This window comes from Nocardia sp. NPDC004604, from assembly GCF_040609795.1.
In the GTDB taxonomy this organism is placed as follows: domain Bacteria; phylum Actinomycetota; class Actinomycetes; order Mycobacteriales; family Mycobacteriaceae; genus Nocardia.
Genome location: NZ_JBEXLC010000166.1, coordinates 1 through 19,477, shown reverse-complemented (window position 1 = coordinate 19,477; position 19,477 = coordinate 1). Strand labels below are relative to the sequence as shown.

The window sequence follows — 19,477 nt, the reverse complement described above, 5'->3', positions numbered from 1 at the left end:
CCGGGCTCCGGATCGTAGATGCCCTCGACATCCCAGCCACGATCCACCGGCAACTCACCGGTGGTGTCAATGCCCGACATGACCAGACTCCACAAGTCTTCCGGCGAGGCGACACCACCGGGATAACGACAAGCCATCGCCACCACAGCGATCGGCTCGTCGTCAACAGCTCGGCTGGCAGTGACCTCGACGTCCTGCCCCGTGCCGGTGAGCTCGTCGACCAGATATTCGGCCAAAGCCTGTGGTGTGGGGTAGTCGAACACCAGAGTCGCGGGGAGGTGCAGGCCCGTCACGGTTTTGAGGGCATTGCGGAACTCGATAGCGGTGATCGAATCGAAGCCCAGCTCGTTGAACGCCTTGTCCGCCGCAATTGCGTTGACGTTCTGGTGTCCCAGAATCGCCGCGACCTGACCACGCACGATCTCGACCAGCACACCGAAACGTTCACCGTCGGGAGTGTTCGCCAGCCGAGCGCGAAGCGCGTTGGATGCACCCGAGGCCGCCTTGCGGCGATGCGGGATCAGCCCGGAAAACAGAGCGGACGCTGCGAATCCAGCGCTGCGCATCGCGTCCAGGTCGAAACGGGCAAGGACGAGGGCGGCTGTATCCATTCCGGTCGCGGCATCGAACAGCGCGAGGCCCTGTTCCTCCGACAATGGCAGCATGCCCGAGCGAGACATGCGGTGACGGTCGACGTCGCTGAGTTCCGCGGCCATACCCCCGCCCAGGCTCCACAGACCCCAAGCCAAAGATTTGCCGCAGAGCCCGGATGCCCTGCGATGTGATGCCAGAGCGTCCAAGCACGCATTGGCCGCGGCATAGTTGCCCTGACCGGCGTTGCCGAACGCACCGGCCACCGAGCTGAACAGCACGAACGCCTTCAACGGCAGATCCGCAGTCAGCTCATGCAGATGCAAGGCAGCATCGACCTTCGGCCGCAACACCGCATCCAACCGATCCACGGTCAGCGACGCGATGGCACCGTCGTCGAGCACACCAGCCATATGGAATACCCCGGTCAACGGGTGAGCGGAAGGCACCTCGGCCAACACCTGCGCAAGCGCGCCGCGGTCGGCGATATCGCAGGCGACGAACTCGGCCTCCGCACCGAGACGCTGCAACTCCGCGCGTAGCTCCGCAGCACCGGGAGCAGATTCACCGCGCCGACTCAACAGCAACAGACGGCGCACGCCATATGCGTCGACCAGGTGCCGAGCGAACAACCCACCCAGATAGCCGCTGGCACCGGTGACCAAAACCGTATCCTCCGGGCCGAAGGCGTCGGTCGTCGGAGCGGTCGCGCCAGTGGAGACGACTCGGACGAGTCGCGAACCGTGTACCTGCCCGGCACGCACGGCCACCTGAGGTTCGTCCGCAGCCAGAATCCCACCCAGCAGCCCACCCAGTTCGGCACCGGCATCGTGGGAATCGGTGTCGATCAACACGATCCGGCCAGGACTTTCCGCCTGCGCGGAACGCACCAGACCACCCACAGCAGCACCGGCCAAGTTCGTAATGTCTTCCCCAGCGACCGAGACAGCACCACCGGTCCGGACGACGAGCACCGAGTCACCGAACCGCTGATCAGCAATCCAGGACTGAAGCACCTGCAGCACATCATGAGTCGCAGCGTGAACGGCAGCGGGATCGTTACCCGCCGGGCAGTCCAGCACCACCGCGGCCGGAACCTCGTCACCGAGATCCGCCCATGCAACCGAGGTGACTTCACCCTCGGACACCGAGATCGGTGTCCAGCTGACATCGAACACAGCGGTGCGAGCAATGGGTGCACCGGCGGCGAGCTGCGCGGGATCGATCGGCCGGGAAGCCAAATGCCGCACCGTCGCCACCGCAGCACCGGTCGAGTCCGCGAAATCCAGAGCAACACCATGCTCACCGACACGAGTAAGCCGAACACGCACTGCATCAGCCCCGGCCGCATGCACCGTGACACCGGACCACTCGAACGGCAACGCCAGTCCCGTTCCCTCCACCGAGGCGTCATCGACAAAACGCAAGGCATGCAACGCTGCATCCAGCAATGCCGGATGCACACCGAAACGCTCCGCCTCAGTTCGGGCCTGCTCAGGCAATACGACCTCGGCATAGATCCCATCGGATCCCTGCCAGACCGACCGCAGCGCCTGGAACACCGGACCATAGTGATAGCCCTGCGCATCGAGAGAGTCATAAACACCATCGATGTCCACGGCGACCGCACCGGCGGGCGGCCACTGCACCAGATCCACAGCCGCGCTATCGAATCCGGACACGAGCACGCCTTCGGCGTTCAACATCCACGACGCCACCGAATCGACACCATCATCGGGGCGGGAGAAGATCCGCACCCCGCGACGCCCCGCGCTGTCCTCGCTACCGACAACGACTCGCACCGCAACGCCCGCCGACTCCGGCAATACCAGCGGAGCCCTGAGAATCAGCTCATCCAGGCTCGAACAACCCACTCGCTCCCCGGCGTGCAGGGCGAGTTCGACCAGACCGGTGCCGGGGAACAGCACGGTGTCCATGACCCGGTGATCGGCCAGCCAGGGATGCGTGCGCAGCGACAACCTGCCACTGACGGCGACCACATCGGAATCCGGTTGCGACACCACCGCGGAGACCAAGGGATGTCCGGTAGCCACCAGACCCATCGATCGAGCGTCACTATTACCGGCGGACCCTTCGGGCATCCAATAACGCCGACGCTGGAAGGCGTAGGTGGGCAAGTCGATTCGCTGGGCTGCGGTACCGGTGTAGAAACCGGCCCAATCCACCTCGGCGCCGGAGACGAACAACCCGGCCAGCCCACCCAACACCGTGGACGGATCGGCATGGTTTCGACGCGCCAAGGCCACCACAGTAGAAGCCGAAGCAGCCAGATCGTCGAGCGTCTGGGCGATCATCGGAGTCAGCACGGCGTCCGGCCCGACCTCAGCGAACCTGGCGACACCCACGCCCGCCATCGCGGTAACCGCATCGGCGAATCGCACCGTGTCCCGGACCTGACCCACCCAATACGACGGATCCAACATCTCATCGGTCACCTGGGTACCGGTTACCGTGGACACCAACGGGATACTCGGGCGGGCGAACGCCAAACCCTCGATCGCCGAAGCGAACTCGGCCAGCATCGGCTCCATCAACACCGAATGGAACGCATGCGAAACCCGCAACCTGTGCGTCCGCCAACCACGCTCGGCACACGCATCGGCAACAGCCACGACATCATCTTCGACACCGGAGAGCACCACCGACGACGGACCATTGACCGCCGCGATCGACACCCCACTTGCCGATACGTCACCAGCTGCCAGCAGCGCCCGCACGTCGGTCTCGGATGCACCGACAGCGACCATCGCCCCACCCGTCGGCAGCGCCTGCATCAACCGGCCACGCGCCGCCACCAACACACACGCATCACCAAGCGACAACACACCAGCCACATGCGCGGCAGCAACCTCACCGATCGAATGACCCGCCACCACATCCGCACGCACACCCCACGAGTGCAGCAGCCGGAACAACGCCACCTCGAACGCGAACAAACCCGCCTGCGCGAACACCGTCCGGTCGACCACGTCCTCGGACGACAACGCCACACTCAACGAAACCGATTGCCCCAGCAGCGGATCCAACTCGGCAACGATCGCGTCGAAAGCCTCGGCGAACACCGGATACGCATCACGCAGCTCGGTAGCCATACCCGCCCACTGCGCACCCTGACCGGAAAACACCACACCCGTCGAACCCGACACCACACGACCCGACACCACACCCGGAATCGTTTCGCCGCGACCCAACGCTTGTATGCCGGCCCACAGACCGTCGCGCTCGGGTGACAGCACCACGGCCCGATGCTCGAAAACACCGCGCGTGGACGCCAACGAGAAACCCACATCCACTGGATCCAGGTGGTGATCGTCCGCATACGACGCCAGACGCTCGGCCTGACCAACAAGGGCCGCACCGCTGCGCGCCGAAACCACCCACGGCAACACAGCCGGAACGGACTCGACCACCGGCGCCGACTCCACTGGTGCCGGTTCCACGACCGGAGCCTGCTCCAGGATGAGGTGAGCATTGGTGCCGCTGATACCGAACGAGGACACACCCGCACGACGCGGCCGATCCACCACAGGCCACGCCACCGACTCGGTCAACAACCGGATATGGCCTTCGGACCAATCAACCTTCGTCGAGGGCTGATCGACATGCAGGGTCTGCGGCAGCAGCCCGTGGCGCATCGCCATCACCATCTTGATCACACCACCCACACCGGCAGCGGCCTGAGTGTGACCGATGTTGGACTTCAACGACCCCAACCACAACGGACGATCCCCCGCACGGTCCTGCCCGTAAGTAGCAAGCAGCGCTTGGGCTTCGATCGGATCACCCAACGTGGTACCGGTGCCGTGGGCCTCCACCACATCCACCTCGACCGGAGACACCCCCGCATTCGCCAGCGCTTGGCGGATCACCCGCCGCTGCGACGGACCATTCGGCGCCGTCAAACCATTCGACGCACCATCCTGATTCACCGCCGAACCAGCAACCACCGCAAGAACTTCATGACCATTACGGCGAGCGTCGGACAACCGCTCCAACACCAATATTCCAGCGCCCTCGGACCAGCCCACCCCATCGGCGGAATCGGCGAAGGACTTACACCGACCATCCGGCGACAACCCTCGCTGCCGACTGAACTCGAGGAACATATCGGGTGTGGCCATCACCGCCACACCACCGGCCAACGCCAGATCACATTCACCCGACCGCAATGACTGCGCGGCCAGATGCAGGGCCACCAATGACGACGAGCACGCCGTATCCACCGATACTGCTGGGCCTTCCAACCCCAGCGTGTAGGCGATGCGTCCGGAGACCAAACTTCCGGCGGTGCTGCTACCGGTGCCGGTTCCCTGGGCGTAGTCGTGGTACATCACACCGGTAAAGACACCGGTCGAACTGCCGCGCAAAACCGTCGGATCCACACCGGCGCGCTCCAACGCCTCCCACGAGGTCTCCAACAGCAACCGCTGCTGCGGATCCATGGCCACGGCCTCGTTGGGGCTGATGCCGAAGAAGTCCGCATCGAAATCGGCCGCCGAATAAAGGAATCCACCCTGGCGGGTGTAGGTCCGCCCTGCCTTGCCGGGCTCCGGATCGTAGATGCCCTCGACATCCCAGCCACGATCCACCGGCAACTCACCGGTGGTATCAATGCCCGAGACGACCAGTCGCCACAGATCCTCCGGCGACGCGACACCGCCGGGGTAGCGGCAGCTCATTGCCACCACAGCAATCGGGTCGTCGCCAATAGTTCTGCTGGCAGTGACCTCGATGTCCTGATTTGTGCCGGTGAGCTGGGAATCGATGAAGTCGGCGACGATCTGCGGGTTGGGCTGATCGAAGATGAGGGTGGCCGGTAGTTGCAGGCCGGTCGCAGCGTTGAGCTTGTTGCGGAACTCGATTGCACGCAACGAGTCGAACCCGAGCTGCTGGAATGCATGCTGGGGTTCAACAGCATCGATAGAAGCGTGCCCGAGGACCTCGGCAGCGACCGAGCGGACCAGGTCGAGCAGAGCACTCTTGCGATCGGCAGCAGAGAGACCTGCCAGCTTTTGCGCAAATGCCCGACTTGCCGGGGTTCGGCTGTGGCGGCGCACCGGAATCGGTGCGATCGCGCGGACCACGGCCGGGAGCTGCTCGCCCCTGGTTCGAAGCACAGCCGGATCGATCCGCAGTGCTACCAACTGGGCGGTATCGGTGGCTACCGCCGCATCGAACAACGCCAGACCGTCGGCCTCCGTCAGCGGGGGGAAGCCCTGCCGGCGCATCCGATCGAAGTCGTCCTCGGACAGCTCGGCGCCGAGCCCGCTCGATCGCGCCCACAACCCGTAATCGACAGAGGTCGCAGGCAATCCAACACCGCGACGATGCGCCGCGAGGGCATCGAGGAAGACGTTCGCGGCGGCGTAATTGGCTTGGCCAGCGGCCAGCACCAGCCCACCCGCGGAAGACAACAGTACGAACAGCGACAGCGAATGCTGACGAGTGAGTTCGTGAAGGTGCCACGCCGCGTCGAGCTTGGGCCCGAAGACATGGTCGATCCGCTCCGGCGTGATCGACTCGATCACGCCGTTGTCGGCGGTTCCGGCCGCGTGCACCACACCCACCAGCGGATACTGGGCCGGGATGGTTTCCAGCAGTGCGGCCAGTGCGGCCCGATCGGACACGTCACATGCGGTGATGGTCACCTGCGCGCCGAGCTCGAGCAGCTCAGCACGCAGTTCAGCCGCGCCAGGGGCGTCCAGGCCACGCCGAGACGTCAAAAGCAGATGCGGCACACTGTATTCGGTCACCAGGTGTCGAGCGATCACCGCACCCAGACCACCCGTGCCACCGGTCACCAGCACGGTGCCCGGCTCGGCCAGCCGGGCGATCGTGCCGGGTGCGTGGCGGGTCAGCCGCGGCACGAGCAGGGTCGTGCCACGCAGCGCGGCCTCCGGTTCCGTCGCAGCAGCCGTTGCCACCGCCGCGACAGCGACCGGGTCACGGTCTTGGGCCAGGTCGGGGTGATCCAGGTCGAGAAGCTGGAATCGCCCGGGGTGTTCGGCCTGCGCGGCACGCAACAGCCCCCACACCGGCGCCTGCCCCAGGTCCACCTGCTCCGAATCGGCAACAGCCACTGCTTGTTCGGTGAGTACAACCAAACGAGAACCAGCGAAACGACTGTCGGCCAGCCAACCTTGAACAGTGTCCAGAACACCGGTGACAATCTGGCGCGCAGCCTCCGGCGCCGCACCATTGTGGGAGGGGCACACGAGCAACACGATGTCGGGAACAACCGAGTCGGAAGTCGCGTCCAGATCGGCGATCAACGATGCGAGATCATCGTAACCTCGCACCCCGCCAGAACTCTGGCCCCAACCGAGTACCGCTACCCGGGCCGGTTCGACTGCCCCCGCCGACAGCGGCGCGACAGTAACCCATTCCACGCCGAAGAGGGCCTCCGACACCCGATCCGCGCTCAGACGCTCAGCCGATACCGGCCGAGAAACCAAGGCCCCCACCGACAACACCGGGTAGCCCTGCTCGTCGGCCATCTGCACAGCCAACCGGTCGCCCTGAAGCACGATGCGGACCCGCACCGCGGCAGCGCCGACCGAGTGCACCACCACCCGACTCCAGGTGAACGGCAGCGCCGGGGAACCCTCGACACCACCACGCAGACCATGAACTATCCCGGCATGCAACGCCGAGTCGAACAATGCCGGATGGATCCCGAAACCGTTGGCTTCCTGCGGATCCGGCAGCGCGACCTCGGCGAACAACTCATCGCCACGATGCCAAGCCGCCCGCAAACCCTGGAAGAACGGGCCATATCCATAACCGACATCGAGCAGCTCGTCGTACACACCAGCAATGGGCATAGGCTGCGCGCCAGCAGGAGGCCACGAGGTCAGGTCGAAATCGGCCACCACATCACCGGGCACGAGCAAGCCTTCGGCGTGCAGCACCCACGGACCCTCGCCCGCATGCCGAGAATGAACACTCAACCGCCGACGACCAGCCTCATCGGCAGCGGCCACCACGACCTGCACCGAGACACTGCCCTCGGCTGGCAGCGTCAACGGGGTGTGTAGGACAAGCTCGTCCACCACGGCACAACCCAGGACACCGCCGACGTAACTGGCCAGCTCGACAAAACCGGTTCCCGGCAGCAAGACGGTACCGAGCACGCTGTGGTCGGCCAGCCATTCGACGGAGTCCACCGACCACCGGCCGGTGAAACTCACCCCACCCGAATCCGGATGCGGCACAACCGCACCCAGCAACGGATGATCCACCACATCCAGCCCGACCGAGCTGATACCACCCAGCTCGGCTGCCAGCCACGACTGCGCCAGCATCTGCCTGGCATCGAGCCAGAAACGCTCGTGCTGAAAGGCATAGGTAGGCAGGTCGATTCGCCGAGCGGCGGAACCAGCGTAGAAACCGGCCCAGTCCACCCCGGCGCCGGAGACGAACAACCCGGCCAGCCCGCCGAACAGCGTGGCTGAATCGGTCCGGTTCCGACGCGCCAATGCCACCACCGCAGCAACCGCGCCATCCCCGTTTTCGAGAGTCTGGGCGAGCATCGGAGTCAGCACGGCGTCGGGTCCGACCTCGGCGAACCTGGCGACACCCAGGCCCGCCATCGCGGTGACCGCATCGGCGAATCGCACCGTGTCCCGAACCTGACCCACCCAATACGACGGATCCGACATCTCATGCTCGACACGCGCACCGGTCACCGTCGACACCAACGGGATACTCGGCCGACCGAACGCCAAACCCTCGATCGCCGAGGCGAATTCGGCCAGCATCGGCTCCATCAACGCCGAATGGAAAGCGTGCGAGACCCGCAATCTGTGCGTCCGCCACCCACGCTCGGCACAACGATCAGCGACAGCGACAACATCATCTTCGACACCGGACAACACCACCGAAGCCGGACCATTGACCGCTGCGATCGACACCTGCGCACCGTCCAGCAACGCCGCCACGTCGGCTTCCGACGCACCGACAGCGACCATCGCCCCACCCGTCGGCAGCGCCTGCATCAATCGGCCGCGCGCGGCGACCAGGACGCACGCATCCGACAACGACAACACCCCGGCCACGTGGGCGGCAGCAACCTCACCGATCGAATGACCCGCCACCACATCCGCACGCACACCCCACGAGTGCAGCAGCCGGAACAACGCCACCTCGAACGCGAACAAACCCGCCTGCGCGAACACAGTCGCATCAATCAGATCCTCGGACGACAACGCCACACTCAACGAAACCGATTGCCCCAGCAGCGGATCCAACTCGGCAACGATCGCGTCGAAAGCCTCGGCGAACACCGGATACGCATCACGCAGCTCGGTAGCCATACCCGCCCACTGCGCACCCTGACCGGAAAACACCACACCCGTCGAACCCGACACCACACGACCCGACACCACACCCGGAATCGTTTCGCCGCGACCCAACGCTTGTATGCCGGCCCACAGACCGTCGCGCTCGGGTGACAGCACCACGGCCCGATGCTCGAAAACACCGCGCGTGGACGCCAACGAGAAACCCACATCCACTGGATCCAGGTGGTGATCGTCCGCATACGACGCCAGACGCTCGGCCTGACCAACAAGGGCCGCACCGCTGCGCGCCGAAACCACCCACGGCAACACAGCCGGAACGGACTCGACCACCGGCGCCGACTCCACTGGTGCCGGTTCCACGACCGGAGCCTGCTCCAGGATGAGGTGAGCATTGGTGCCGCTGATACCGAACGAGGACACACCCGCACGACGCGGCCGATCCACCACAGGCCACGCCACCGACTCGGTCAACAACCGGATATGGCCTTCGGACCAATCAACCTTCGTCGAGGGCTGATCGACATGCAGGGTCTGCGGCAGCAGCCCGTGGCGCATCGCCATCACCATCTTGATCACACCACCCACACCGGCAGCGGCCTGAGTGTGACCGATGTTGGACTTCAACGACCCCAACCACAACGGACGATCCCCCGCACGGTCCTGCCCGTAAGTAGCAAGCAGCGCTTGGGCTTCGATCGGATCACCCAACGTGGTACCGGTGCCGTGCGCCTCCACCACATCCACCTCGACCGGAGACACCCCCGCATTCGCCAGCGCTTGGCGGATCACCCGCCGCTGCGACGGACCATTCGGCGCCGTCAAACCATTCGACGCACCATCCTGATTCACCGCCGAACCAGCAACCACCGCAAGAATCTGATGCCCGTTGCGCTGAGCATCGGACAACCGCTCCAACACCAACACACCGGCACCCTCGGACCAGCCCACCCCATCGGCCGAATCGGCGAAGGACTTACACCGACCATCCGGCGACAAACCCCGCTGCCGAGAGAACTCCACAAACGTCTCCGGCGTCGCCATCACGGCCACACCACCGGCCAATGCCAGATCACACTCACCCGACCGCAGCGACGCCGCGGCCGAATGCATCGCAACCAGCGACGACGAACACGCCGTATCGACGGTGACCGACGGCCCTTCCAGACCGAACACATACGACACCCGACCGGAAGCAATAGAACCCGAATTCGCATTGGCCGGATAGTCGTGATACATCATGCCGACCCACACACCGGTCCGGCTGCCCCGCAGCGAACCCGGATCGACACCGGCTCGCTCGAACGCCTCCCATGAAGTCTCCAACAACAGGAACTGCTGCGGATCCATCAGCGTGGCTTCATTGGGACTGATATTGAAGAACGCCGGATCGAATTCGCCGGCAGAATGTAGGAACCCACCCGCACGGGTGTACGTGCTATTCGGTGTTTCGCCAGTGGAATCGTAAAGGCGATCGATATCCCAACCACGATTCACCGGGAACTCCGACGTCGCATCGGTCCCATCCGAGACCAACCGCCAGAGATCCTCGGGAGAACTGACCCCACCCGGATACCGACACGCCATACCCACAATCGCAATCGGTTCGCGAAGAGCTGCGTCCAGCTCCCGATTGCGGTCACGCAATCGCTTGGTCTCTTTGAGTGAGACACGCAGCGCCTGAGCGAGCTTCTGAGTATTGTCGTCGGGCTTCGTCATTATTGTTCCAGCTCTTCCTGCGGTCACCGTGACTCGTCGGCGAAATATCGTCTACGAGGCAGAATTCCGATGTCTTACGGGTGATCGCGGCACGGGTTCTGCCACCCGCGCCGCGCACATCGCCGTCAGTCCTCTGATGAGTTGTTGTAGGCCATGTCGATCAAGTCATCGATATCGAGCTCGTCGATCGATTCGTCCGTGATGCTCTGATCGATCGCGCTGTGGCTCTCCTGTCCATGTGCGAGCTGCATGAGTGCATCCAGCAGGCCCGCGTCGCGGAGACGGGCTACCGGGATCGTTTGCAGGGCTCTGCGAATATCGTTTTCCGACGGATCCGTCGACCGGTCGGGGTCGTGGTGGTCGGTGAACTCGTCTGCCAGATATTTGGCCAAGGCCTCCGGTGACGGGTAGTCGAATACCAGAGTCGCGGGCAATCGCAGACCTGTAACGGATTTGAGGGCGTTGCGGAACTCGATAGCGGTGATCGAATCGAAGCCCAATTCGTTGAAGGCCCTATCCGCCGCAATCGCATTCGCATTCTGATGACCCAGCACCGCCGCGACCTGACCGCGCACGATTTCGACGAGCACACCGAGGCGTTCGCTGTCGGGTGTATTCGCCAACCGGGCACGAAGCGCCGTGGGTGCACCCGAGGCTGTGGCACGGCGCGCGGGCGCCAGGCCGGACAACAGGGTCGCGGCGAACCCTGCGTTGCGGATGCTCCCCAGATCGAGACGGGCGAGAACTGGAGCCGCCGTGCCGATCTCGGCAGCGGCATGGAACAGCGCCAAGCCCTGCTCCTCCGACAACGCCAGCATGCCCGAACGAGACATGCGGTGCCGATCGACGTCGCTGAGCTCCGCGCCCATCCCGCCATCCATGCTCCACAGACCCCACGCCAGAGACCGGCCGGAGCGCCCGGATGCCCTGCGGTGTACCGCAAGTGCGTCCAGGCAGGCGTTGGCCGCGGCATAGTTGCCCTGACCAGGGCCGCCGAACGCACCGGCCACCGAACTGAACAGCACGAACGCCCGCAACGGCAGATCGGCGGTCAATTCGTGCAGGTGCAGCGCGGCATCGACCTTGGGCCGCAAAACCACATCCATCCGATCCGCGGTCAGCGAAGCGATGGCGCCATCGTCGAGCACACCGGCCGTATGGAACACACCGGTGAGCGGACGGCCCGCGGGAACGTCCGCCAACACCTCGGCAAGCGCCCCACGGTCGGCGACATCGCAGGCGGCGAACTCGACTTCGGCACCGAGACGCTGCAACTCCGCCCGCAGCTCGGCAGCCCCCGGAGCGGATTCCCCACGGCGGCTCAGCAACAGCAGGTGACGGACACCCAGGGCGTCGACCAGATGCCGGGCGAACAATCCACCGAGGAAGCCGCTGGCACCGGTGATCAGAACCGTCTCGTCCGGACCGAAAGTGGAGCTCGGAGCCGAAGCGGTCGCCTGAGCGGCGGCCGCTCGGGTGAGTCGCGCGCTGTGTACCTGCCCGCTGCGCACTGCCACCTGCGGTTCCGCCGCGGCCAGAATCCCGCCGAGCAGGCCCTCGATATCGGAATCGGTGTCCACCAACACGATCCGGCCGAGGCTCTCCGCCTGCGCGGACCGCACCAGACCACCCACCGCAGCGCCCGCCAGATTCGTAATGTCTTCCCCGGCAACCGATACCGCACCACTGGTCCGAACCACCAGCACCGACTCACCGGACCGCTGATCGGCAATCCAGGACTGAAGCGCCTGCAGCACTTCATGAGTCGCGGCATGAACGGCGACAGGATCATTACCTGCCGGGCACTCCAATATCACCGCGGCCGGAACCTCATCACCGAGGTCGGCCCAGGACACTGCGCTGATCTCCTCGTCGGACACTGCGATCGGCGTCCACTCGACCTGGAACAACGCGTTGTCGACAGCGGACGCGCCGACGGTGAGCTGCGCGGGATCGATCGGCCGGGAAGCCAGCTGCCGCACCGTCGCCACCGCCGCACCGGTCGAGTCCGCCAGATCCAGAGCAACACCATGCTCACCGACACGGGTGAGCCGAACACGCACGGCATCGGCACCCGCCGCATGCACCGTGACACCGGACCACTCGAACGGCAACTCGGGTCCGGTGTCCTCCGCCGACAGGTAACCGGCCAACCGCAGAGCGTGCAGAGCGGCATCCAGCAGGGCCGGATGCAGCCCGAAGTCCTTGGCTTCCTGCGGATCCGGCAGCGCGACTTCGGCGAACACGTCCTCGCCGCGTTGCCATGCCGCCTGCAGACCTTGGAAGGAGGGACCGTACCCGTACCCGGCATCGAGCAGTTGGTCATAGACCCCGTCGATGTCCAGCGGCCGCGCACCGGCCGGGGGCCACGCGGCAAGGTCGACAGCAGCCGCCGCTTCCTCCGTGGCGAGCGCACCTTCGGCGTTCAGCGTCCACGACAATGCCGAATCGACCTCCCCGTCAGGGCAGGAGAAGATCCGCACCGCGCGACGGCCGGTCTCGTCCTCGGCGCCAACGACAATGCGCACCGCAACCCCGCCGGATTCCGGCAGCACCAGTGGAGCCTGCAGGACCAAATCCTCCAGCGTCGAACAGCCCACCTGCTCCCCGGCATGCAGGGCGAGTTCGACCAAACCGGTACCGGGGAACAACACGGTGCCCATCACCCGGTGATCGGCCAGCCAAGGATGCGTCGGCACCGACAGGCGACCGGTCAGGATCACCGTGCCGGCGTCCGGTTGTGACACCACTGCCGAAACCAGCGGGTGTCCGGTGGTCGCCAGACCCATCGACCGGGCATCACCACTACCGGCGGCCCCCTCGGGCATCCAATAGCGCCGACGCTGGAAAGCGTAGGTGGGCAAGTCGATTCGCCGGGCACCGGTACCGGCATAGCAGGCGGCCCAGTCCACCTCCGCGCCCGAGACGAACAACCCGGCCACCGCACTCGATACCGTCGTGACATCCGCGTGGTCGCGCTCGGCCACGGCGACTGTCGTCGCGCCGTCGAGAGTCTGGGCGACCATCGGAGTCAGCACGGCGTCCGGCCCGACCTCAGCGAACCGGGACACACCCGAACCAGCCATCGCGACAACCGCATCCGCGAACCGCACCGTGTCCCGGACCTGACCCACCCAATACGACGGATCACACATCTCATCGACGACCCGCGCACCGGTCACCGTCGACACCAACGGAGTGCTCGGCCGGGCGAATACCAAACCCTCTATCGTCGAAGCGAATTCGGCCAACATCGGCTCCATCAACACCGAATGGAACGCATGCGAAACCCGCAACCGATGTGTGCGCCAACCCTGTTCGGCACACCGATCAGCGACGGCCATGACATCGGCCTCGATACCGGAAACCACCACCGACGCAGGGCCGTTGATCGCCGCGACGGACACCTCACCGTCCACCAGCAGCGGCAGCACGTCGGTCTCGGACGCACCGACAGCGACCATCGCCCCACCGGCGGGGAGTGCCTGCATCAACCGGCCGCGCGCGGCGACCAGCACACACGCATCCGCCAAGGACATCACTCCGGCGACATGCGCGGCAGCGACCTCACCGATCGAGTGACCGGCCACCACATCCGCGCGGACGCCCCACGACTGCAGCAGCCGGAACAACGCCACCTCGAACGCGAACAACCCCGCCTGCGCGAACACCGTCCGGTCGACCAGATCACCGATCGACAGAGCCGCATTCAGCGAAACCGATTGCCCCAGTAGCGGATCCAAGTCAGCGACGATCGCGTCGAAAGCCTCGGCGAACACCGGATACGCCGCACGCAGCTCAGCGGCCATACCCGCCCACTGCGCACCCTGACCCGAGAACACCACACCCGTCGAACCCGCCGCGACGCGACCGGACACCACACCGGGTGCCGGCACACCGGCAGCCAGCGCCCGTACTCCCGCGAGCAGACCAGCACGGTCCTCGGCCACGACAACAGCCCGGTGCTCGAACACACCACGCGTCGATGCCAACGAGAAGCCGATATCGATCGAGTTGTGTTCGGCCACCTGCGATGTCAGGCGGGCGGCCTGAGCGGCAAGAGCCGTACCACTGCGTGCCGAGAGCATCCACGGCAGCACAGCCGGCACCGAATCCGGCGCCGGAGTTCGCTCCGCCACCGGCTCGGTCACCGGAGCCTGCTCGATGATGACGTGAGCATTCGTGCCACTGATACCGAACGACGACACACCAGCACGACGCGGCCGATCCACCACCGGCCACGCCACCGACTCGGTCAGCAACCGCACCTGGCCTTCGGACCAATCAACCTTCGTGGAGGGCTGATCGACATGCAGCGTTTGCGGCAGCAGCCCGTGCTGCATCGCCATGACCATCTTGATCACGCCGCCCACACCCGCGGCGGCCTGCGCATGACCGATGTTGGACTTCAACGACCCCAACCACAGTGGACGATCCGCAGCACGATCCCGGCCATATGTCGCCAACAGCGCTTGCGCTTCGATCGGATCGCCCAACGTGGTACCCGTGCCGTGGGCCTCCACCGCGTCGACCTCGTCCGGAGAGACACCGGCATTCGCCAGCGCCTGACGGATCACCCGCTGCTGCGACGGACCATTCGGCGCGGAGAAGCCATTCGAGGCGCCATCCTGATTCACCGCCGAACCGGCAAGCACCGCAAGCACCTGATGACCATTACGGCGGGCATCGGACAACCGTTCCAACACCAGTACACCGGCACCTTCGGACCAACCGACACCGTCGGCCTTGTCCGCGAAGGACTTACACCGCCCGTCCGGCGACAACCCCCGCTGCCGCCCGAATTCGAGGAACATATCCGGGGTCGCCATCACGGCCACGCCACCGGCCAAGGCCAGATCGCACTCCCCCGACCGCAGCGACTGCCCGGCCAGATGCATTGCCACCAGCGACGACGAACATGCCGTATCCACGGTGACCGACGGCCCTTCCAGGCCGAACACATACGACACCCGACCCGAGACCAAACTGCCGGCGGAACCGCTGCCGGTCCCGGTTGCTCGGGCGTAGTCGTGGTACATCAGACCGGTGAACACGCCGGTGGAGCTGCCACGCAGCACCGCAGGATCGACACCGGCCCGTTCCAGCGCCTCCCACGACACCTCCAACAGCAACCGCTGCTGCGGATCCATCATCGTGGCCTCGTTCGGACTGATCCCGAAGAAGTCCGCGTCGAATTCGGCTGCGGAGTACAAGAACCCGCCACTACGCGTATAGGTCTTGCCTGCCTTACCGGGCTCGGGATCGTAGATGCCCTCGATATCCCAGCCGCGATCCACCGGCATCGCCCCGGTGGTGTCAACGCCCGAGACGACCAGATTCCACAGATCCTCCGGCGAAACGACCCCACCGGGATAGCGGCAGGCCATCGCCACCACCGCGATCGGCTCGTCGTCGGCGCGGACCCGACTGACCGCGCGCTCTTCGAGAGCTTCGGTACCGGTGAGTTGCGTACCGATGAACTCGGCCACGACTTGTGGATTGGGGTAATCGAAGATGAGCGTGGCCGGGAGCAGCAGACCGGTTGCGGTGTTGAGTTTGTTGCGGAACTCGATGGCGCTCAACGAGTCGAACCCGAGCTGCTGGAAAGCCTGCTGGGGTGCAACAGCAACGAGGGAGGCGTGTCCGAGAATCTCGGCGGCAACCGAGCGGACAAGGTCGACCAGAGCACTATTGCGGTCGGCATCCGACAGGCCCGCTAGCTGCTGCAGGAACGCCTGACCCGCCGAGGTCCGGCTGTGGCGGCGCACAGGTGCTGGCGCGATCGCGCGGACGAGAGCCGGGATCTGCTCGCCCCGAGTTCGAAGCACCGCCGGATCGACCCGCAGCGCTACCAGCTGAGCGGTATCGGTGGCTATCGCCGCATCGAACAATGCCAGACCCTCGGCCTCGGTCAGCGGCGGGAAGCCCTGCCGGCGCATCCGATCGAAATCGTCCTCCGACAGCTCCGTACCAAGACCGCTCGATCGCGCCCACATGCCGTAGTCGAGAGAGGTCGCAGGCAATCCCAGACCGCGACGATGCGCCGCGAGGGCATCCAGGAAGACATTCGCCGCAGCGTAATTGGCTTGACCAGCGGCCAGCACCAGCCCACCCGCCGAGGACAACAGCACGAACAGCGACAGCGACAGATCACGCGTGAGCTCGTGCAGATGCCACGCGGCATCGACCTTGGGCCGGAACACATACTCGATCCGGTCCGCCGTCATCGACTCGATCACACCGTTATCGGCAGTTCCCGCCGCATGAACCACACCCACCAGCGGATGCTCGTCGGAGATGCCCTCCAGCAGCGCGGCCAGCGCAGACCGATCGGACACATCACACGCGGCAATGGTGACCGCAGCGCCGAGCCCGACCAACTCAGCACGCAACTCGGCGGCACCAGGAGCGTCCAGGCCACGCCGAGACGTCAAAAGCAGATGCTGCACACCATGTTCGGTCACCAGATGCCGAGCGATCACCGCACCCAGCCCACCCGTGCCACCGGTCACCAGCACGGTGCCCGGCTCGGACAGCCGGGCGATCGTGCCGGGTGCGTGGCGGGTCAACCGTGGCACGAGCAGGGTCGTGCCACGGAGCGCGGCCTCCGGTTCCCCAGCGGCGGCTGCCACCGCGGTCGCGACAGCGAACAGGTCACCGTCCTGATCCAGATCGACGAGCTGGAACCGAGCCGGGTGCTCGGCCTGCGCAGCACGCAGCAGCCCCCACACCGGCGCCTGATCCAGACGCACCTGCTCGGAATCGGCAACGGCCACCGCTTGTCCGGTCAGCACAACCAAACGGGAAGCGGTGAAACGGGTTTCGGCCAGCCAACCCTGGACGGTGTCGAGCACACCGGTCACAACCTGCCGTGCCGCCGCTGTCGGCGGACCGTCGGGCAGCGGGCACTCGAGCAACACGATGTCAGGAACAACCGGCTCCTCGGCCGCATCCAGATCGGTGATCAATGCCGCGAGATCACGATAGCGCCGCATCGCACCGGAACCCTGGTCACCGCGGTTCCGGCCGGAACCGAGTACCGCCACGCGGCCCGGCTCGACACTCACCGCCGACAACGGCGCAACGGTGACCCATTCCACGCCGAAGAGGGCATCCGACACCCGATCCGCGCCCAAGCGCTCGGCCGATACCGGCCGAGACACCAGAGCGCCCACCGACAGCACCGGCCGGCCCCGGTCATCGGCTATCTGCACGGCGAAGTTGTCGCCTTCGAGGACGCTGCGTACCCGCACGGCGGCGGCACCTGCCGAGTGCACGACCACCCGGTTCCAGGCGAAAGGCAGTACCGCGGAACCATTTCCGCTGTGCCGACCATGAATGATCCCGGCATGCAAGGCCGAGTCGAACAATGCGGGATGGATTCCGAAACCCTTGGCGTCCTGCGGATCCGGCAGCGCGACCTCGGCGAACAATTCATCGCCGCGCCGCCATGCCGCCTGCATACCCTGGAAGAACGGGCCATACCCGTAACCGAGTTCGAGCAACTCGTCATAGGCTCCGTCGATGTCCAACGGCTGCGCGCCCACCGGAGGCCACGAAGTCAGATCGAAATCAGCCACGGCGTCCCCCGGGGCGAGCACGCCCTCGGCGTGCAGCGACCACGCACCCACTGCATCCGGTCGAGAATGGACGGTCAGTCGTCGGCGACCGGCCTCATCGGCAGCGGCCACCACGACCTGTACCGCGACACTGCCTTCGGCGGGCAACGTCAACGGGGTGTGCAGGACAAGCTCGTCCACCACCGCGCAGCCCAGCAGACCGCCGACATAGCCAGCCAGCTCGACGAATCCGGTACCCGGCAGCAATACGACTCCGTGCACGCTGTGATCGGCCAGCCATTCAACGGAGTCCACCGACCACCGGCCGGTGAAGCTAACTGCACCCGAATCCGGGTGCGGCACAACGGCACCGAGCAAGGGATGGTCCACCGTATCGAGCCCGACGGCGGTGATTCCGCCGAGTTCGGCACCGAGCCACGACTGGGCCAACATCTGCTTGGCATCGAGCCAGAACCGCTCGTGTTGGAAGGCATAGGTGGGCAAGTCGATTCGCCGGGCTCCGGTACCGGCATAGAGACCCGCCCAGTCCACTTCGGCACCGGCCACGAACAACCCTGCCACCGCATTCGATACGGTTGCAGCATCTGCGTGACCACGTCTGGTCACAGCGACTGTCGTTGCGTCACCGAGAGTTTGGGCGACCATCGGAGTCAGCACGGCGTCCGGCCCGACCTCAGCGAACCTGGATACACCCACGCCCGCCATCGCGGTCACCGCATCGGCGAACCGCACCGTGTCCCGAACCTGCCCCACCCAATACGACGGATCCGACATCTCATCGGTCACCTGGGTACCGGTCACCGTCGACACCAACGGGATACTCGGCCGACCGAACGCCAAACCCTCTATCGCCGAAGCGAACTCGACGAGCATCGGCTCCATCAACACCGAATGGAACGCATGCGAAACCCGCAACCTGTGCGTGCGCCAACCACGCTCAGCACACGCATCGACAACAGCCACAACATCAACTTCGACACCGGACAACACCACCGACGACGGACCATTCACCGCCGCAATCGACACCCCACCACCCAGCAGCGGCAGCACGTCGGTCTCGGACGCACCGATCGCCACCATCGCCCCACCCGTCGGCAGCGCCTGCATCAACCGGCCACGCGCCGCCACCAACACACACGCATCACCAAGCGACAACACACCAGCCACATGCGCGGCAGCAACCTCACCGATCGAATGACCCGCCACCACATCCGCACGCACACCCCACGAGTGCAGCAGCCGGAACAACGCCACCTCGAACGCGAA

General features: G+C 65.5%; 2 protein-coding genes. Both read right to left on the bottom strand.

Annotation, left to right across the window (positions count from 1 at the left end):
- Positions 1 to 10,631, bottom strand: a 10,631-nt coding sequence (locus ABZW16_RS37195) for an SDR family NAD(P)-dependent oxidoreductase (protein ID WP_354960825.1), incomplete at its 3' end; no start/stop codon positions are given.
- A gap of 125 nt (positions 10,632 to 10,756) precedes the next feature.
- Positions 10,757 to 19,465 carry an SDR family NAD(P)-dependent oxidoreductase gene (locus tag ABZW16_RS37190; protein ID WP_354960824.1) on the bottom strand — a complete coding sequence of 2,903 codons (8,709 nt, stop codon included), beginning with the start codon at positions 19,463 to 19,465 and terminating at the stop codon, positions 10,757 to 10,759.
- Positions 19,466 to 19,477 lie beyond the last annotated feature (12 nt).